The organism is Sphingomonas abietis, assembly GCF_027625475.1.
Classification (GTDB): Bacteria; Pseudomonadota; Alphaproteobacteria; order Sphingomonadales; family Sphingomonadaceae; genus Solisphingomonas; species Solisphingomonas abietis.
On the sequence record NZ_CP115174.1, the window covers coordinates 3001654 to 3018062 of the forward strand.

The following is a 16409-nucleotide window of genomic DNA, read 5'->3' on the forward strand; positions in this document are numbered from 1 at the left end:
CCACCGTACCTTGAACGTCGCGGGTATGGCGTCCGTCAATCACGGGAGAACCGTGCCTGTCATCCGACACGCGAGGCGGGTTACTCACCGCCGCGAACATTTTGGAGGTTGCATGCCGAGTAAAGAGATGGAGGCGGTGATCGCATCCCTCACCGATTTCCCGTTGGACGTCGCAGGGCAGCGCGACCATTATCGCAAGGTCTGGAACAGCGTGCCGGTGGATCCGGACATCCATGCCAAGCCGGCGGCGTGCGGACATATCGGCTCCGGGGATTCGGAATGGGTCTGGAGCGACCATGCCGATCCCGAGCGCGTCTTCATCTATTTCCACGGCGGCGGCTATGTCTGCGGCGATCCCTGGATGTGGCGCCAGTTCAACGGCCTGCTGTCGAAGGCGTCGGGCTTTTACGGGCTCGGCTTCGGATATCGCCTGGCGCCCGAACACCCCTTCCCCGCCGCGATCGAAGACTCGCTCCAAGGTTATCAATGGCTGCTCGATACCGGGATCAAGCCGAGCAACATCATTCTCGTCGGCGATTCCGCCGGGGGCGGCCTGGTCCTTTCGGTGATGATGGCGGCGCGCGATCGCGGCGTTCCCCTGCCCGCGGGCGGCATCGCCCTGTCCCCCTGGACCGACCTCGAACTGTCCGGCGAGACGATCACGCTGAAGACCGATCCGCTGACGACGGTGGAATCCGCCACGGGCATGGCGAAGCGGTTTCTCGGCGAGGCCGACGCGAGAAATCCGCTGGCGTCCGTCCTGTACGGGGATTTCAGCGGCCTTCCGCCGCTCCACCTGGAAGCGGGCGAAAACGACCTGCTGTTCAGCGACTCGACGCGCCTGGTGCGGCGGCTCGAGGACTATGCCGTCCCCGTCGACTTCCACGCGACGCCGGGCGCCATTCACTCCTTCCCGGCGCTTGCCAGCGCGACGCCCGAAGGCCAGGCGGCGATCGCCCGCATGGCCGCCTTCATGCGCACCCGCCTGGGATAAGGTCTGCGCGACAGGCGCGGCAGGCGGGCTCCGGCCCGGCCTGCCCCCGCCGCCCTGCCCGTCGCCTGGCGGCAGGACCGGGGTCATCGCGATCGAAGGGAGTCTTCGACGGCCAGTGCCGCGCGCCAGGCGGCCCGCCCGAAGCCCCTTCGGTCCACGACGTCGGATCGCAAGCCCGACGCCGCCCCGAATGCAAAGGACCGGCCTGACGAATCCCGCGATATCGTCAGGCCGATCTTGCCATGCTTCGGGAGCCGCCGATCAGCCGGTGATCGGGAAGATCGCGATGTCGTCGTCCTTGAAGGACGTCACCCAAAGCTCCTTGTTCAGATCGATCGCGCCGGTTCCCGCGCTCATCCCCTGGTAGGTGCCCGCCGGCACGACGACCGACATCGTCATCGTCTTCGGATCGAGCAGGTTGATCTGGAACTTGATCGTCTTGCAGCCGGGGAACGGCGCGGCGTAGCATTTGAACATGGTATCCAGGGATTCGGCCTGGCCACCGACGTAAATCGCCGTGCCCCGGCTGTTCCAGCGGATATTGTCCGCCAGATAGGGGACGCTGGCGAGCCTGACCGTGGCATGGCCCCCCGACAGGTCGACCCGGGCAACCTGCTTGCCGGCATAGAGATTGACGTAGATCGTCTTGCCGTCACGGGTCGCCAGGACGCCGTTCGGCCCCGAGAAGTCTGCCGTGCCGGGCACCGTCGACCAGCCGGCCACGGGCGACCATTTGAACACGCCCCCCAGGGGCGCGGCCGCCTTCATCTTGTCGTTCCGCGTGGGATCGTTCGGATTCCACAGGCTCGTGACGATCATCCCGCCGTCCGCGAGGCCGGCAACCGCGTCCGGATAGGTATTCGCCGGGGCGACGGCACAACCGACCCAGGTGAAATGCGGCTTTCCGCCCGTGAGCGCCACGTCGAACACCTCGACCGATTCACGGCCGCCATGGTTGACCAGGTAGAGCCGCTTCCGCTCGGGGTAATAATCGACTCCGTGCGTCGAAAGCGTCTTGAAGTCGGGCGCGCCCGGGCAGGTCGGGAACGCCTTCCTGTCGAACCGCGACGCTATGCCGCCCTTGATCGTCTCGAACGCCTTCGTCCGGGCATTGAACAGATAGAAGCCGGTCGGCGCGTTCGTCATCGAGTAGCTGCTTCCCACCACCCAATCATCATTGATGGCGACGGCATCCTCGACGCTGACCAGCTTCGAGATGATATGCGGGTGCGCCAGATCGACGGTCTCCGCATGGACGGCAGGCACGGCCAGCGCGGCCAGGAACAGGCCGCAGGTTCGCTTCAACACTTTACATCTCCTTGGGGAAAAATGGGACGCGGCAGCATCGACGCACGGCCGGAACGCAGCCTGTCCATGATGATGTCCGCGATGGATCGGGGAGCAGGACTTCGAAGTGGCCCGAGCAGGCGCGATCCGCCTGCTCCGCCCGCGGTCATCTTGGGCCGGGCGAGATCGCCACGAGCACGATCGACTGCGCCCGCAGACCGCCCTGTTCGCTGCCGGACCCGAAGGACGGGCCGATGCGCGCTATCTGGAACATGGCGGTGCCGCCCCTAACCGGCGGCGGCGCGGCGGCGCCGCGGCGGGAGCAACCCGCGGAACCCGACGGCCGCTGCCGCACCGCGCCGCAACGCGCTGGGCGCGAACATCGCTCGATGCCGCCTTTTCCGTCACGTCCGATCTTCGGCGATAGTCATGCCGTGCCATCCTACTCCTCCTGTCCCGCCCGTGGGAGGGACAATCATCGCCTGATTCCCGAAGGCCGTGCCCCTTGACGGAGAGGTACGCCGCGAAAGTCGCGACCAGAAAGACCGACCTCCCGTCGCCGCCGGTCATCGCGAGCGCCGCCCCGTGCGCGGGCCACGCCGCGCCCCGCACGCGCTCTGTCCATCGCTCCAAAGCGGGCCTACGGTCACCCCCGGGAAAGGCCGCTGGCTCTACGCCGCAGCGGATCGGAATATGGGCTGAAGGAGGCCGTCGATGGGGCGCAATCTGGGTTTCGTGAGGGATGATGCCCTCGAGGCCGCGATGCGCGTTTTTTGGGAAAAGGGCTATGAGGGCGCCAGTCTCGACTGCCTCACCCTGGCGATGGGCATCAACCGGCCCAGCCTCTACCGCACCTTCGGCAATAAGGACCGGCTCTTCCGGCTGGCCATGCGACGCTACGAGATCACGAAGCTCGGCTTCGCCTGGCGCGCGCTGCGCATGCCGACGGCATTGGGCGTCTGCGAAAGCTTCCTGTCCGGCTTCATCGCCCTGATCCTCGATCCCGCCGTGCCCGACGGTCTGCTCGGGATCCATGGCGCGATCGCCTGCTCGTCGGTGGCCGAGCCCATTCGGGATCTGCTGAACCATCGCCGCGAAATCTACATCTACGCCCTGAAACGCAGGCTGCGCGAAGCCCGCCGTGACGGCGACCTCGGTGTCGACGTCGATCCGAGCCATTTCGCCCGTTACATCGTCGCCATCGTCGGCGCGCTGTCGTTGCAGGGCAAAGCCGGCGACGGCCGTGCCCAACTGGATTCGACCGCCTATTTTGCGCTCTACGCGCTTCGGCAGGCGGGCGCGGAAGAAACCGGATGCCACGACGTCCCTCTGTCGAACGCGGTGGGGTGACGCTCTCGTCCCGCGGGCCTTATCGGTCTGCGAACTCCCCGTGAAAATAACTCACGGGATCGCTGCCGCTCTCGCGTTCCCTCCACGTCTCGCGCAACACCCGCATCCCCTCCAGCGCCGCCGGAAAGCCGCAATAGACCGCGGCGTGCAGGATCATCTCGCGCAATTCGTCGATCGACAGGCCATTGTTGAGCGCACCGATCACATGCGCTTTGAGCTCGGCCGATCGATTGAGCGCGAGGAGCATCCCGATCGTCATGATCGAGCGGGATCGGCGGTCCAGCCCCTCGCGCGTCCAGACGTCCCCCCACGCGACCTCCGTGACCAATGTCTGGAGGTCGTGCGCGATGTCTCCGGCAGCGGTGGCGGACGCGGCCACGCGCGCCTCCCCCATCACCTCTCGGCGGATTTGCTGTCCACGCTGAAAGCGATCATCTGCGCGCAATCTCGTCTCCTTTATCAAGGGTGGGCGAATGTCGAGGCGCCCTTTGCGAACGCCGTCACATGATAGATGCTGCACCCCTGTCCCCCTTGGGCGTCGCTCGCGAGGATCAGAAGCTCATTGGTGCCGGGCCGAAAGGCCATGCTCGTCGAGCGGAGATTGTGACCCGTTTCTCGGCCTGGGATCAGAATCTGCCCGATCGGAATGCCCGTCGAATTGAAGACCAGAATTCGGCCCTGCCCGTAGATCGCGACATAGACATTGCCGTCCGAATCCACCCGCATCGAGTCAGGCGCAGGGCCGATGAAGTGGTAGGGAATGGAGGTGCCGAACGGCGCAATGGTCGTTGCATCGCTGAGTTCGACCTTGTGCAGCGCGCCTGCGCTCAATTCATCGGCCCAGAGCGTCTTTCCGTCAGGACCAATTGCCACACCATTGGCAACGGCCAAGTTGGGGAGCACCGGCGTGATCGTCTTGCCGTCAGGTGACACGTACAACACGCCGCCCTTCGGATCACTGGTGTTGCCGCGGAAATCGGTGAAGTAAAATCCACCCTTGGCGTCAAAGTCCAGATCATCGACGAGAAAGCCTGCGCTCGGCGGAATGATCGTTTCGACGTCCGAACCATCGGCTTTGGTCGCGATTATCCCGCCGCTATCCTTGAAGTTGCCAAGGCCCGCGATGAACAGGCGCCCGTCTTTATGCACGGCAAGGCCCGCAGGCGCGAACCCCGGCGGGGTGGCGAAGCTTGTGAGCTTGAGGTCGCGTGTCAGACGATAGACGCGATCGCCGAATACGTCGACGAAGCGCAAATCGCCTTGGAGATCGAACACGGCCCCCTCAAGCTGCAGCCCCTTGTCCGAAACCTTGAAATAAGGCTGGGCCGTGATCGTCTGGAGTGTCCGCTCCGACGGCGGGATGGGAACGGGGCCCTTAGTTTCGGTGGTGTAGGAAAGCGCGGGGAGCGATGCGGAATAGGACGGGGCGACAGACCCCATTCCAGCCGCAAATGCGAGCAGATAAAATACCTTGATCATGGATCCCTCCGAATTTTCGCCGAATTTTTTCATGCGAATAGCTTGAGAATTGCAGGCACTGTCAGGACGGCCGCATAATATCCCATGAATTGCACGCCCGTATTGAACCCGAAGGCACGGTAGAGCAGACCGCCCAAAAGGCCGATCACGACGATCACGAGCAACCCCAGAAGTGCGCCCTCCCAAAGACCGATCACGAGAACCAGCCCGACGAAGGTGGCGATGATCGCCTCATGACTGATATGGCGGGACACGAATACTGCCGCCGAGCGGGCATAATTCATCGCCAAAGGATAAGCGACGATCGCTGCCAGCAGGACCGAAAGCAGCCCGTAGAACAAGAATTGCGACGGGCTCATCATCGTGTGCAGATTCACGATGTGGGATCCCGCCGCATCGACGAAGAAGCGGGGGGGCGCATTGAACAGCGGCGCGGCCGGCCCCGCCGCGACAGGGCTGAGCGGAATTCCCAGCGCAACCAGCGGAATGATCGCTTCGGCGATATAGGTCGATTCCGTCACCCCGTTGCGCACGCTGAGCACGGTCGTGAGGCGGTGATAAGGATGCTTGATCCGGGCCGCGACCGCCTCGCCGAGCACGACGGTCATCGCCACCGGAGAAAAGACAAAGGTCGCGCTGGAGATCGCAGCCGTCGCCGCGACCGCGCGAAGTTGAACCGGGTCGAGGATCTTGAAGGGGTTCGGAAAATAGCCTTTCCAGCCCTTCACGTCTGGCGCGATCGAAACACGCCGCGGCTCGCTGCGCGCCATCCGCGCGCGTTCCGTCGGCGAGGCGACACTGAACAGATCGGCAATCAGGGGGCCGACCGCGATACCGAGAAAATAGCTTACGCTCAGCTTCACGTCGTGGGCGGCGGTAAAGGCCTGAAGCGCCAGAATGACGGCCACGAAAGGAACCAGCAGCATCACCGACGCCCATCGGCCGGGCGAGAAACGCGCGATCAACACCGAGGCTGCGAGAAACAGCCATGGCGACGCCGCAACGATCTTTTGCCCGACGGGCGCGATGATCACCGCGAAAAGCACCGAAAGCGGCACCGCAATGATCGCGGAGATGAGCGCCGCCGAGACCATCTTCCGAAGCGCGATGTGCGGAACCCCCAATCGGCGGAGGTCGGTCGCCTGCTGCATGAGCGGGACGGCCATGGTATCGCCGGGAATGCCCAGCAAGGCGGTGGGGATCGCGTGCGTCATATGCTTGGAGACAGCCGCGGACAGCCAGAAGGTGAAGACCCCCACGGGCGGCACGCCCAACAGGACGACCAATAATGTGATCGGAGCGATCGTCGTTGTTTCGTCCGTACCGGACACCAGCCCCACTGCCGAGAAAACGATGGAACCCAGCAGCCCCATCGCGATGGCAACAAGCAAGTCGTGGAGAAGCCCGTGCATGTCAGGCCTCCCGAACCGTAGGACCGTGCCGCCGGCCATCCGATGATTGCGAACCCTGTTCCTGCTCGTCCAAGGGCAGCATGTCGTAAAGTCCCAATGCCTTCAGCTCTTCGACCACGGCCGGGGGCAGGCTCTCATTCCGATCTTCGGCGCTCTTCATGATGGCTGCGACTGCCTCCTTGCGGGCTTGTTCATCATGGCCGCTCTCGATGAGAATGCGTTTGGGCGGAAATAGCCGTGCGCATACCGCGCAGCTGAGAAGACAACCGCCGAGCCCGACGAGCATCGCATAGGTCTTGCTGACCGACGCATCGCTTCCCAAGATGCTGAAGAGGTGTATCGCACCGAAGTAGGCAAGAAGGCTGATCGTGGCACCGATCGCGATCGAGGCCCGCAGATGCCGTGTATCGACGATATCGCCCCATACCTCGGCAAGGTGATCAGAAGACATAAACGATCCTTCCGCTCAGGCCGGCATCCTGACGGAAGCCCCCCGATGTCCTGGTCTGATGATTGGCTTCAGCGAGCAGCTGGAGCTTCGGGGTGACGCTCTTCGCCACGACGAACCGGATCTCGTCATAATCCGTTTTCACGCCGTTGCGGACGTCATCGAGCCGCTGCACGCCGCCGCGAAAGCCTTGGTAGCCGACCGATGTCGACAGGCCTTTGGCCCATGCATAGTTGAGAAAGGCCTGCCATTGTGTCGAGACCCGCTGGGTCAGGCGCTGGTCGAGCGCATTGGCTTTCCCGTTCACGCCGTAGAAGAAAATGTCGGCCCCGAGATCCATCGACCATTTGCCGGCGATCTTCTGGTCGAGCGACATTCCCGGGTTCGAAACGAACCGATGACCACCGAGATTGACGCTGCGGCTCTTGTCATATTCGCCGGTCGGCAGTGTCAGATAATGGGCAACGGCAAAATAGGTGCCGTGAACGTCATCGCTGATCGGCCAGTAGACACTGCCTATGAGCGTGTCGCCAAACCCCCTGTCATGTCCGAGCGATGTATCGCCGATCCGGGCATGATCCAGGGAGCCGCCGATCTGCACGACGCTGAGCAACGCGCGGTGATCGCCGACATTGAAATAGTCTGCGATCTTCAGCACGCCGGTTTGCGTGCGGAAGTTGGCGTTCTGGGTCACGCCATTCTGCCCCGAAGCCTGGTAATCCGAATGATGCCCGTAATAGCCGTACAAGACCCCGATCAGGGTATTCTCCGGGAGCGTCACATATTCATAGGGCTCAATTTCCACGGCTTCGGCCTTTGTCGTTACGCCGCTCGCCAAAAAGAGAGCAAAACGAAGCAATATCGAACGCCAAGCGACGCGCCGCGTCTTCGGCACTTTCATAGCATCTGTCCCCTTGGTCAGGCCCCGCTGGGGGGCATGTCGGTCGCTGAGGCAGCGATGCCCCGCTCCGATCGTTTTCCCGACAATGAGGCAGCCCGGAATGGACTGCCATGTATCCGTCATGAGGCGAGTTTGATCTCGCTCTTACCGTTACGCCGATCCCGATCGCCGCCCCGATCGGAGCGACGTGCCGCGAACAATTTGGAGCGAGGTGCGATACGCAGATCGTCCGCAATATAGGTCACCGCATCGAGCAGACGTTCAAGGTCCACGCCCGTGGCGATCCCCAGCCCGTCCAGCATGTAGAGAAGATCCTCGGTCGCCAGGTTGCCGCTGGCACCTGCCGCATAGGGACATCCACCCAGCCCGCCGGCCGCGCTGTCGACGACAGCAATCCCGGTTTCCAGGCAGGCAAGCACGTTGGCCAGGGCCTGACCATATGTATCATGGAAGTGGATCGCGAGATTCTTCGTGGGAATCGAGCCGGATACGCATTCGACCATGGCCCGGGCCTTGCCGGGTGTGCCGACGCCGATCGTGTCGCCGAGCGATATCTCGTAGCAACCGAGCTCGATCAGCCGTTCAGCGACCGACACCACCGATGCCAACGCCACTTCGCCCTCATAGGGACAACCCAGGACGCACGAGACATATCCGCGAACCGCAATCCCATTGGCCTTCGCCATCTGGACTACCGGTGCGACGCGCTCGAACGATTCATCGATCGAGCAGTTGATGTTCTTCCGGCTGAAGCTCTCCGATGCCGCCAGGAAAAGCGCTATTTCACGCGCTCCTGCCGCCATCGCATCTTCCAACCCACGCAGATTGGGGACCAGAACGGGGTAGCTAATGCCCGGCCGCGGCGGCAGCCCGCGCAACACGTCGCCTGAGCCCGCCATTTGGGGAACCCATTTCGGCGACACGAAGCTGCCCGCTTCCACTGTCTCGAGGCCACTCGAGACAAGCGCCTCGATCAAGGCGATGCGCTGCGAGGGCGTGACCACGCTGGCTTCGTTTTGGAGGCCGTCCCGCGGCCCGACCTCCACGATCCGGACTGTGCTCGACGCGGCCATCAGGCGCCCCGTATCTCGGCAAGCAGCTTGTCCGCCGTGTCCGTGTTGATCGACTTGCTCTCGATCAGGCGGCGGGCGACCTCGGCCACCTCTTCACCCGTCGCGCCTACGGTTATCGCCACATTCTGCGCATGAAGCGCCATATGGCCCTTTTGAATCCCGTCGGTTGCGAGGGCCTTCATCGCGCCAAAATTCTGCGCCAGGCCGACGGCCGCGATGATCCGCGCGAGATGTTCGGCAGAGTCGACATCGAGGATCGCCAAAGCCGCACGCGCGGTCGGATGAATCTTCGTGGCGCCGCCGATCAGCCCTACCGCCATGGGCATTTCGAGAACGCCCGAGAGATCGCCGTTCTTGGTGACCTCCCAACGGCTGAGGCTGCGATACCAGCCATCCTTGGCAGCGTAGGCATGGGCACCTGCCTCGACGGCCCGCGTGTCGTTTCCGGTCGCCAGCACCACGGCCGATACGCCGTTCATGATGCCCTTATTGTGGGTGGCAGCGCGATAGGGGTCGGTATCGGCGAATTCATATGCCGCGATCATCGCGTCGCGAACCGCTTCGCCGCCGATGTCCTCGCAGCGCCATGTGGCCCGCGCGCGCGCCACGCGGCGATCGGCCAAATTGGAGAGAATGCGCAGCAAAGGGCGGCCGCCAGTCCATTCGGCGAGCTGCGGCGCGAGCCGCTCTGCCATCGTGTTGACGGCATTGGCGCCCATCGCATCCTTCGTATCGATGACAATGTGGGTGATCACCATCGTTCCGGAAGGCGCCTCGATCAACCGCACCTCGAGATCGCGGAAGCCACCACCGAAACGCACCAGAAGCGGGTCGCACTCGTTGCAGATCACCTCGATCTCGGAGCGGCGTTCGAGAATCGCGACGCGAGCCGTCGCAGGGTCCGTCAGATCGAGCAGCTGGATCTGGGCGATCATCTGCGTGCCCGACATCGAGGTGGTGAACCCACCATTCTCATAACATTGACGCGAAGAGTTGCCGACTGCGGCGATCACCGACGACTCTTCGGTCGCCATGGGCACCAGCAAGTCCCGACCATCGATCTTCATGTTGGTTGCGACGCCGACCGGAATGGCGATCGTCGAAATCATGTTTTCGATCATGTGATCGGCGAGATGCGCATCGATATTCGACGACGCCGACAGTTGATCGACATGCACCTGGTCGAGGGTGGCAAATTCGGACACCTTCTTCAGGCGTTCCGCGATCTCGAGTTTATGAAAGCCGGAAATACGTGACGTTTTGGGGCTCGTTTCCTGCAGCACTCTTACTCTCCGAGATGAAATCCGTGACCCTGCAAGAGGTCCGAAGGCGAGAATAAGGGGTCTCTCTCCGGTGCCTCTCTTGGGCCTTTGATCCTGGATAATCCTGCTGATGGGATTTTGGGAGGTACGGATCGGCGCTATCTGAGCGGAACTGTACCGCCTTCGACGAGGTGACGGTGTGGAATACGGTCCAGAATGGTGGTTTAGCCGACTTCCAAGACAGGACACGAAGGAACGCGAATGCGTGGCGTGGACCTGCCATGCAAGCGTGAAGGACCAACCGCGCGGGAAGAGACCGATATCGATGATTGGGTGGCAAGCCCTCACGACCCTGCACATGAGGCCGTCTGTTACGCGACGATTGGCCGGCGAAATCCGATGACGACGCGCGTCGTCATCCGATGCGTTCCCTGAATATTCGGTCGCGACCCATTGTGCATGGCTGCGAGGCGGATCGGCCAAAGAGCAGCTCTTGCGCCTCCTACTGGGGACGGATAACGCTCGGCCGGAGTATTTAGCAGGAACAGTTCCTAACAATCCGACCGGAACCGTGCCCTCGCCAGCAAAGGTACAAAATGCCTTCCGCCCCGCACAAAATCGAGTTCGTGATAGATGGCGTGTTGGGACAGCTGCGCGCCGGCCTCCTGAAGCCGGGTGAGCGCCTGCCGTCCATTCGGCAAGAATCCGAGCGGCTCGGGGTGGGAAAGAATACCGTCGTAGAAGCCTATCTGAGGCTTGTTGGCCAAGGCTTTCTGCAAGCCAAACCGGGATCCGGCTATTTCGTCGTCCGCTCTCCGCCCCGAGCACTGGAGGATAGGCCACCGCCGATCGTGGCGGCAACGGATCGCGCCGCCCTGCTGACAGAGCAGCTCGAAAGGCGGCTGCCGATTCGGCCCGGTGACGGCAGACCACCGCCGGGATGGCTGGATGCCTCCGAACTCAAGCGCTATCTGTCCTTCCAGCGCTTCCAAGATGCCGACGCATATAATTCGGCCTGGGGTTATCTGCCGCTAAGGGAACGACTCTGCGGCGCGTTGGGCGAGCGCGGGATTGCCTGCAGCGCCAATCAGATGCTGATGACGCACGGCGCCAATCACGCGCTGGATTTGATCATCCGCCGCTATGTCCGCGCCGGCGACAGCGTGCTCGTGGACGACCCCGGCTATTATCCTCTCATCGCGAAATTGGCATTGGCCGGTGTCCGGGCGGTCGGGGTCAGGCGCCTTCACGAAGGGCCGGATGCGCAAGATCTCGAATTGAAAGTACGTGAGAGCGGCGCCAGGATGTTCTTCACGCAATCCCTCGCCCATAATCCGACCGGCGGGTCGATCACGCCGGGCAATGCCTACGCCGTCCTCAAAATCGCGACGGCGCATGATCTGACGGTGATCGAGGACGATCCATTCGCCGACGTGCTGCCATATGCGCTGCCGCGCTTGGCGTCGCTCGATCAACTGGATCGAGTCATTTACGTCGGTACATTCTCCAAGACTCTCGCTGCCAGCTTTCGCGTGGGGTATATCGCCGCCAACGCGACCATCGCCTCCGAAATCAATGAATTGAAGGTCGTCACGACCGTCTCGACATCTGCCCATGACGAGCGGCTCATCTTCGAGCTGATCGATAAAGGTCATTATCTCAAACATTTACGGAGGCTCCGCGCGAGGGCCAGTCGCGCGACCGAGGAAACCGTGACAGGACTTGAAGCCGCCGGTTATTCCGTTCGTCGTCCCCTGGGCGGCGGTTTTTATCTTTGGATCGATTTGCCCGAGCACCTTGCCGGCGCGCCGATCGCCGAAAGTGCGGCCGAACGCGGCATCTTTATCGCCCCATCTCCCACATTCAGCACCACCAAGGATCCGAAGCCGGCGATGCGGGTCAATGTTGCCTATGGCGCAGATCCCGTTTTTCTGGACTGGATGCGCGAACTTGCGGCGTCGCCTGCAAAATAGAGTATCGCCCCCGATGGCCCCGGGGCGATTCACCGAACATTCGCCGCCACCCGAAAGATTTTCCTACCGCGGTGCGCCGTTTGCGTGAAACAGCTGCGGGTAGGCCTCGCGGACATCGCCCAGCGCGCCCAGAATTTCCCGCAAATGCGCATCGAGCGCCACGACTGCCGCTTCGGAATTGCGGGCACGCAGCGCAGCAACGAGCGCCGCATGTTCGCTGACCACGATCATCATCCGCCCGGGGATCGGGAGCGTGAGCCGGCGGAAACGGCCGAGGTTGAGTTTGACGCGGTCCAGCAGCGCCCACGACGCCGGCTTCCCGGCGATTTCGCCGAGGCGTCGATGAAAAATCTCGTCCTGGCGGTGAAAATTCGCGCGATCATCATTTTGGGCATAGGTGGTCTGGATCGCCAGCAGCGCATCGAGGCCCGCAATATCCGCCGCGCTGGCACGCTCGACGGCGGCACGCACGATCGCCCCTTCGAGGAGCAGGCGTATCTCCACCATCTCGGGTAATTCCGCCAGCGGGATACGGGCGACGCGCGTGCCCGCCTGGGGCGCGACATCCACCAATCCCTCATCCGCGAGCCGGAGGATCGCTTCTCGTACCGGGGTCCGGCTGACGCCAAAAGCGGCGGCGATCTCCGCTTCGGACAAGGCAGCGCCGGGCATTCGGACGAGCGAGGCGATTTCCTCCCGCAATGCAGCGTAGATCTGCGCCGAGGCGCTCAGCCGGCGCAGCCCCGCCCCGGCAGCGTCCAACGGCGCGAACATCTCGACACCATAGATACTGACGGGCTTCGCATCCTCGGCATCCGACGTTTGCATGGCGGGCTTCATGGCGGAATTCTTCGGCATCTCCCCATCGGCGTAAGCCAGGGCAAGGCCATTGCCAACTTGGGATTGCCCGAATACTAATATATTAGTATGCGTAGCGTGATGAAATATGCGAACCTTCGCCCATCCTGTTTCGGCGTTTCCCGCCTGCTGATCCCCGCCGGCATCGCCATTGCGGCAATGGCCAGCACAGCGGCATCCGCCTCACCGCCGCCCGCGGGCTGGGCGAGCGACCCCGGCGTATCGGCGCCGCTGCGGCATGTTCGTGCGATCATCGCCGATCATCTGACGCACGGCCCCACCGACCCGACGCTGGCCCAGCGCCGCGCCTGGCGCGACGCGCTCTATGATGCGATCGCGCTTCCCCCCGATGTCGTCAGCACGCCGGTGCGGGACGGCGCGGTTCGTGGCCTGTGGCAGAGCTCGCCCGGCGCGCGGCACGACCATGTGCTGCTCTACATCCATGGCGGCGGCTACGAGATCGGCAGCGTCCGGTCGTGGCGCGTGATCAGCGCGGTGCTGGCGCGCCGCATGGGCGTGCGCGCCTTCTCGGTCGATTACCCGCTCGCCCCGGAAGCGCATTTCCCGGCGCCGGTCGACAATGTGGTCGCGGCCTATCGCTGGCTTCTGGCCCAGGGCATCGGCGCGCACGATATCGTGTTCGCCGGCGACTCCTCGGGTGGCGGACTGACCGCCGCGGCCCTGCTGCAGCTGCGGATGCTCGGCCTGCCAGAACCGGCCGGCGCCCTGCTGATCTCGCCATGGCTCGACCTGACCAACAGCGGCAAGAGCATCGACGATCCGCCGGGCTATGACCCGTTCAACCCGCGCGCCGGCCTCGAGAGCTTCGCGCATGACTATCTCGCCGGCCATCCGGCAACCGATCCGCTGGCCTCGCCGCTGTTCGGCGATCTCCACGGTCTGCCGCCGCTGCTGATCCAGGTCGGCGGCGACGAGGCGCTGCTCGACGACAGCGTGCGCTTCGCGCGGCGGGCCGGATCGGAACAGGTGGCCGTGACGATGCAGGTGTGGCCGCACATGTTCCACGAATTCCAGGCGTGGGCGCCCGATCTTCCGGCCGCATCGGCGGCGATGGACGATGCCGCGACCTTCCTCGACCGCGCTCTGGCGGACGCACGGTGAGGCCGCCCCGCCCGGCGCTCCACGGGCGTTCGTCGCCGGGCCACGCGTTCCCCGCCCCTCTGCGCGCTGAAGGCACGATCCATGGCTGATCCTTCCGAAACCACCGCGACCACCCGCCGTGCGGTGCTCACCGGCGCCGCCATCGCGACCGTCGTCGCCGCGATCCCGTCGCTTGCGCGCAGCGACGCCACCGCGCCGGCGACCGACGAGAGCGAGGCCGACTTCGCCCAAATCTCGCGTTTCCTCACCGGCAAGCCGGATCTCGACGGCGACATCCAGCGCCGGCTGCTTGGCGCCTTCCTGAGCCGCGACGCGGCGTTTGCGCAGAAGCTCCGCGCGCTCGCCCCCTTCACCCGGCAAGCCGGCCAGACGCCGCAGACGCTGCCGGCGAGGCTGGTGGCGGAGGCCGCCGACCTCGCCGATCTGCCCGCCCAGATCCTCGGTGGCTGGTATCTCGGTATCGTCGGTGCGGGGAAGGACGCGCTGTGCGTCACCTACACCGGCGCGCTCGCCAACCGGGCCGTCGCCGACGTCCTCGCGCCGCCGAGCTATGCCTATGGCGTCTACGGCAGCTGGCAGGTCCGGCCGGAATGACCGCCCCGCTTCCCGCATCAACCGCCGCCAGTCTTCATCGCTAGGACCATCATGCCGGACACTCTCTCCGCCGACGTCGTCGTCATCGGCTCGGGCATTTGCGGCGCGCTCGCTGCGCGCAAGCTCGCGCAGGCCGGCGCCTCGGTCCTGATGCTGGAGGCCGGGCCGCGCGTATCGCGCGCGCAGCTGGTCCACAATTTCCGCCGATCGGCGCGCAAGTCCGATCTGGTCGCCGCCTATCCCTATTCGCCGCTCGCGCCGCACCCCGATTACCAGCCCGCCGACAATGGCTATCTCGTCCAGGCCGGCCCCTATCCCTACAAGCCCGAATATCTCCGCGTCGTCGGCGGGACGAGCTGGCACTGGGCGGCGCAGGCGTGGCGGCTGATGCCGAACGACTTCCGGCTGGCGAGCCTTTATGGCGTCGGACGCGACTGGCCGATCGGCTATGACGATCTCGAGCCGCATTATTTCGAGGCGGAGACGATCATGGGCGTGTCCGGCCCGATCGACAACGGCTCGCCCCGCACCAGGCCCTTTCCGATGGACCCGGTCGAGCCCTCCTGGCTGGAACAGCGGTTCCGCGATCGGCTCGCACCCGAATTTCACATGATCACCAACACCACGGCGCGCAACAGCCGCAGCTATGACGGGCGCCCGGCCTGCTGCGGCAACAATAATTGCATGCCGATCTGCCCGATCGATGCGCAATATCATGGCGGCCTCGCCGCCGAGAGCGCCGAACGGAGCGGCGTGCGGCTGATCCCGCAGGCAGTCGTCTATCAGCTGGAGCATGATGCGGCGGGGCGGATCGTCGCCGCGCGCTATTATGACTGGGACAAGGTCTCCCACCGCGTGACGGCGAAGAGCTTCGTCCTGGCCGCCAATGCCATCGAGACGCCGAAGCTGCTATTTCTGTCGGCGAGCGGCAAATATCCCGATGGACTGGCCAACCGCTCGGGCACGCTCGGTCGTCATCTGATGGACCATCCGTCGAGCGCGATCACCTTCGAGGTCGACGAGCCGCTCTGGCCGGGGCGCGGCCCGGTCAGCCCCTGCTCGATCCAGCAGTTCCGCGACGGCGATTTCCGCGCCGACCATGCCGGCTTTCGCGTCGATCTCTCGAACGGCTCGCGCGTCGCCTCGATTGCCGCCGATCTGATCAAGGCCGGCGTCTCGGGCACGGATCTCGATGCCCGGATCCGCCACCGTGCCGCCCGCGAGGTCAGCATCAAGAACGTCCTCGAACAATTGCCCGATCCCGACAACCGCGTGACGCTGAGCGACCGGAAGGATGCGCTCGGCCTGCCCACCCCGCGGCTGAGCTATTCGTTCGACGATTATGTCCATCGCGGCATGGCCGCCGCCAAGCAGGTCTATACGCGGATCGCCGAGCGGATGGGCGGCACCAACATCCGCTTCAGCCCGGACGGCCAATATTCGAACAACCAGCACATCACCGGCACGCTCTCGATGGGCCACGATCCGGCCACCAGCGTCACCGACGCGGTCGGCCGCGCCCATGACCATGCCAATCTCTGGATGGTCGGCACCGGCGTGATGCCGACGGTCGCCACCTGCAACTCGACCCTGACCGCAGTCGCCCTCGCGCTCCGCAGCGTCGACGCGATGCTGAAATCCGCGTGAGGAGCGTCG

General features: G+C 64.2%; 15 protein-coding genes. 6 read left to right on the top strand and 9 right to left on the bottom strand.

The genetic code is table 11. The features are described 5' to 3' along the window. Positions 1-112: 112 nt before the first annotated feature. Positions 113-994, top strand: coding sequence for an alpha/beta hydrolase (locus tag PBT88_RS14195; RefSeq protein WP_270075979.1), 882 nt, complete (start codon positions 113-115; stop codon positions 992-994). 261 nt (positions 995-1255) lie between these two features. Here the strand turns inward: PBT88_RS14195 and PBT88_RS14200 are convergent, their stop codons facing one another. After that, positions 1256-2302 (bottom strand): SMP-30/gluconolactonase/LRE family protein, encoded by a 1047-nt coding sequence (locus PBT88_RS14200; RefSeq protein WP_270075980.1) that lies wholly within the window; start codon positions 2300-2302, stop codon positions 1256-1258. A gap of 693 nt (positions 2303-2995) precedes the next feature. Here PBT88_RS14200 and PBT88_RS14205 point away from each other — a divergent pair. Beyond that, positions 2996-3631 (top strand): TetR/AcrR family transcriptional regulator, encoded by a 636-nt coding sequence (locus tag PBT88_RS14205; protein WP_270075981.1) that lies wholly within the window; start codon positions 2996-2998, stop codon positions 3629-3631. 19 nt (positions 3632-3650) lie between these two features. Here the strand turns inward: PBT88_RS14205 and PBT88_RS14210 are convergent, their stop codons facing one another. The 7 genes from PBT88_RS14210 to PBT88_RS14240 all read right to left on the bottom strand — a co-directional run bounded on the left by PBT88_RS14210 (position 3651) and on the right by PBT88_RS14240 (position 10689). Next, positions 3651-4010 carry a carboxymuconolactone decarboxylase family protein gene (locus tag PBT88_RS14210; protein ID WP_270075982.1) on the bottom strand — a complete coding sequence of 120 codons (360 nt, stop codon included), beginning with the start codon at positions 4008-4010 and terminating at the stop codon, positions 3651-3653. Between the two features lie 80 nt (positions 4011-4090). Further along, a complete protein-coding gene (locus tag PBT88_RS14215) occupies positions 4091-5110 on the bottom strand; it encodes an SMP-30/gluconolactonase/LRE family protein (RefSeq protein WP_270075983.1) in 1020 nt (339 codons plus the stop codon). A 29-nt stretch (positions 5111-5139) separates the two neighbouring features. Further along, entirely contained in the window at positions 5140-6522 is a 1383-nt protein-coding gene (locus PBT88_RS14220; protein WP_270075984.1) for a tripartite tricarboxylate transporter permease, read from the bottom strand. A 1-nt stretch (position 6523) separates the two neighbouring features. After that, on the bottom strand, positions 6524-6973 hold the full coding sequence (locus PBT88_RS14225; protein WP_270075985.1) for a hypothetical protein: 450 nt from the start codon (positions 6971-6973) through the stop codon (positions 6524-6526). Continuing rightward, positions 6963-7871 (bottom strand): transporter, encoded by a 909-nt coding sequence (locus PBT88_RS14230; protein ID WP_270075986.1) that lies wholly within the window; start codon positions 7869-7871, stop codon positions 6963-6965. The genes PBT88_RS14225 and PBT88_RS14230 overlap by 11 nt, the downstream gene beginning before the upstream one ends. 119 nt (positions 7872-7990) lie before the next feature. After that, the gene (locus PBT88_RS14235; protein WP_270075987.1) at positions 7991-8944 is read right to left on the bottom strand and encodes a hydroxymethylglutaryl-CoA lyase; all 954 of its coding nucleotides are present in this window, start codon (positions 8942-8944) and stop codon (positions 7991-7993) included. Beyond that, the gene (locus tag PBT88_RS14240; protein WP_270075988.1) at positions 8944-10689 is read right to left on the bottom strand and encodes a hydroxymethylglutaryl-CoA reductase, degradative; all 1746 of its coding nucleotides are present in this window, start codon (positions 10687-10689) and stop codon (positions 8944-8946) included. Before PBT88_RS14240 ends, PBT88_RS14235 begins: the two co-directional genes overlap by 1 nt. 155 nt (positions 10690-10844) lie before the next feature. Between PBT88_RS14240 and PBT88_RS14245 the strand changes: the two genes are divergently transcribed. Beyond that, entirely contained in the window at positions 10845-12179 is a 1335-nt protein-coding gene (locus tag PBT88_RS14245) for an aminotransferase-like domain-containing protein (RefSeq protein WP_270075989.1), read from the top strand. A gap of 63 nt (positions 12180-12242) precedes the next feature. Here the strand turns inward: PBT88_RS14245 and PBT88_RS14250 are convergent, their stop codons facing one another. Next, positions 12243-13019, bottom strand: coding sequence for a GntR family transcriptional regulator (locus tag PBT88_RS14250; RefSeq protein ID WP_270075990.1), 777 nt, complete (start codon positions 13017-13019; stop codon positions 12243-12245). Positions 13020-13196: 177 nt separating this feature from the next. On the opposite strand from PBT88_RS14250, the gene PBT88_RS14255 reads away from it, so the two are divergent. The 3 genes from PBT88_RS14255 (at position 13197) to PBT88_RS14265 (ending at position 16400) form a co-directional block, all read left to right on the top strand. Then, positions 13197-14159: an alpha/beta hydrolase gene (locus PBT88_RS14255; protein WP_270075991.1), complete on the top strand. Its 963-nt coding sequence runs from the start codon at positions 13197-13199 to the stop codon at positions 14157-14159. Positions 14160-14240: 81 nt separating this feature from the next. Further along, complete coding sequence (locus PBT88_RS14260; RefSeq protein WP_270075992.1) at positions 14241-14753, top strand: sugar dehydrogenase complex small subunit; 513 nt, start codon at positions 14241-14243, stop codon at positions 14751-14753. A 51-nt stretch (positions 14754-14804) separates the two neighbouring features. Continuing rightward, complete coding sequence (locus tag PBT88_RS14265; RefSeq protein WP_270075993.1) at positions 14805-16400, top strand: GMC family oxidoreductase; 1596 nt, start codon at positions 14805-14807, stop codon at positions 16398-16400. The last annotated feature ends 9 nt before the right edge of the window (positions 16401-16409 follow it).

Coding starts and splice junctions, on each gene's coding strand:
- PBT88_RS14250 (WP_270075990.1), bottom strand. CDS start 13,019: ATGAAGCCCGCCATGCAAACGTCGGATGCCGAGGATGCGAAGCCCGTC.
- PBT88_RS14225 (WP_270075985.1), bottom strand. CDS start 6,973: ATGTCTTCTGATCACCTTGCCGAGGTATGGGGCGATATCGTCGATACA.
- PBT88_RS14215 (WP_270075983.1), bottom strand. CDS start 5,110: ATGATCAAGGTATTTTATCTGCTCGCATTTGCGGCTGGAATGGGGTCT.
- PBT88_RS14205 (WP_270075981.1), top strand. CDS start 2,996: ATGGGGCGCAATCTGGGTTTCGTGAGGGATGATGCCCTCGAGGCCGCG.
- PBT88_RS14265 (WP_270075993.1), top strand. CDS start 14,805: ATGCCGGACACTCTCTCCGCCGACGTCGTCGTCATCGGCTCGGGCATT.
- PBT88_RS14260 (WP_270075992.1), top strand. CDS start 14,241: ATGGCTGATCCTTCCGAAACCACCGCGACCACCCGCCGTGCGGTGCTC.
- PBT88_RS14235 (WP_270075987.1), bottom strand. CDS start 8,944: ATGGCCGCGTCGAGCACAGTCCGGATCGTGGAGGTCGGGCCGCGGGAC.
- PBT88_RS14255 (WP_270075991.1), top strand. CDS start 13,197: ATGGCCAGCACAGCGGCATCCGCCTCACCGCCGCCCGCGGGCTGGGCG.
- PBT88_RS14220 (WP_270075984.1), bottom strand. CDS start 6,522: ATGCACGGGCTTCTCCACGACTTGCTTGTTGCCATCGCGATGGGGCTG.
- PBT88_RS14230 (WP_270075986.1), bottom strand. CDS start 7,871: ATGAAAGTGCCGAAGACGCGGCGCGTCGCTTGGCGTTCGATATTGCTT.
- PBT88_RS14195 (WP_270075979.1), top strand. CDS start 113: ATGCCGAGTAAAGAGATGGAGGCGGTGATCGCATCCCTCACCGATTTC.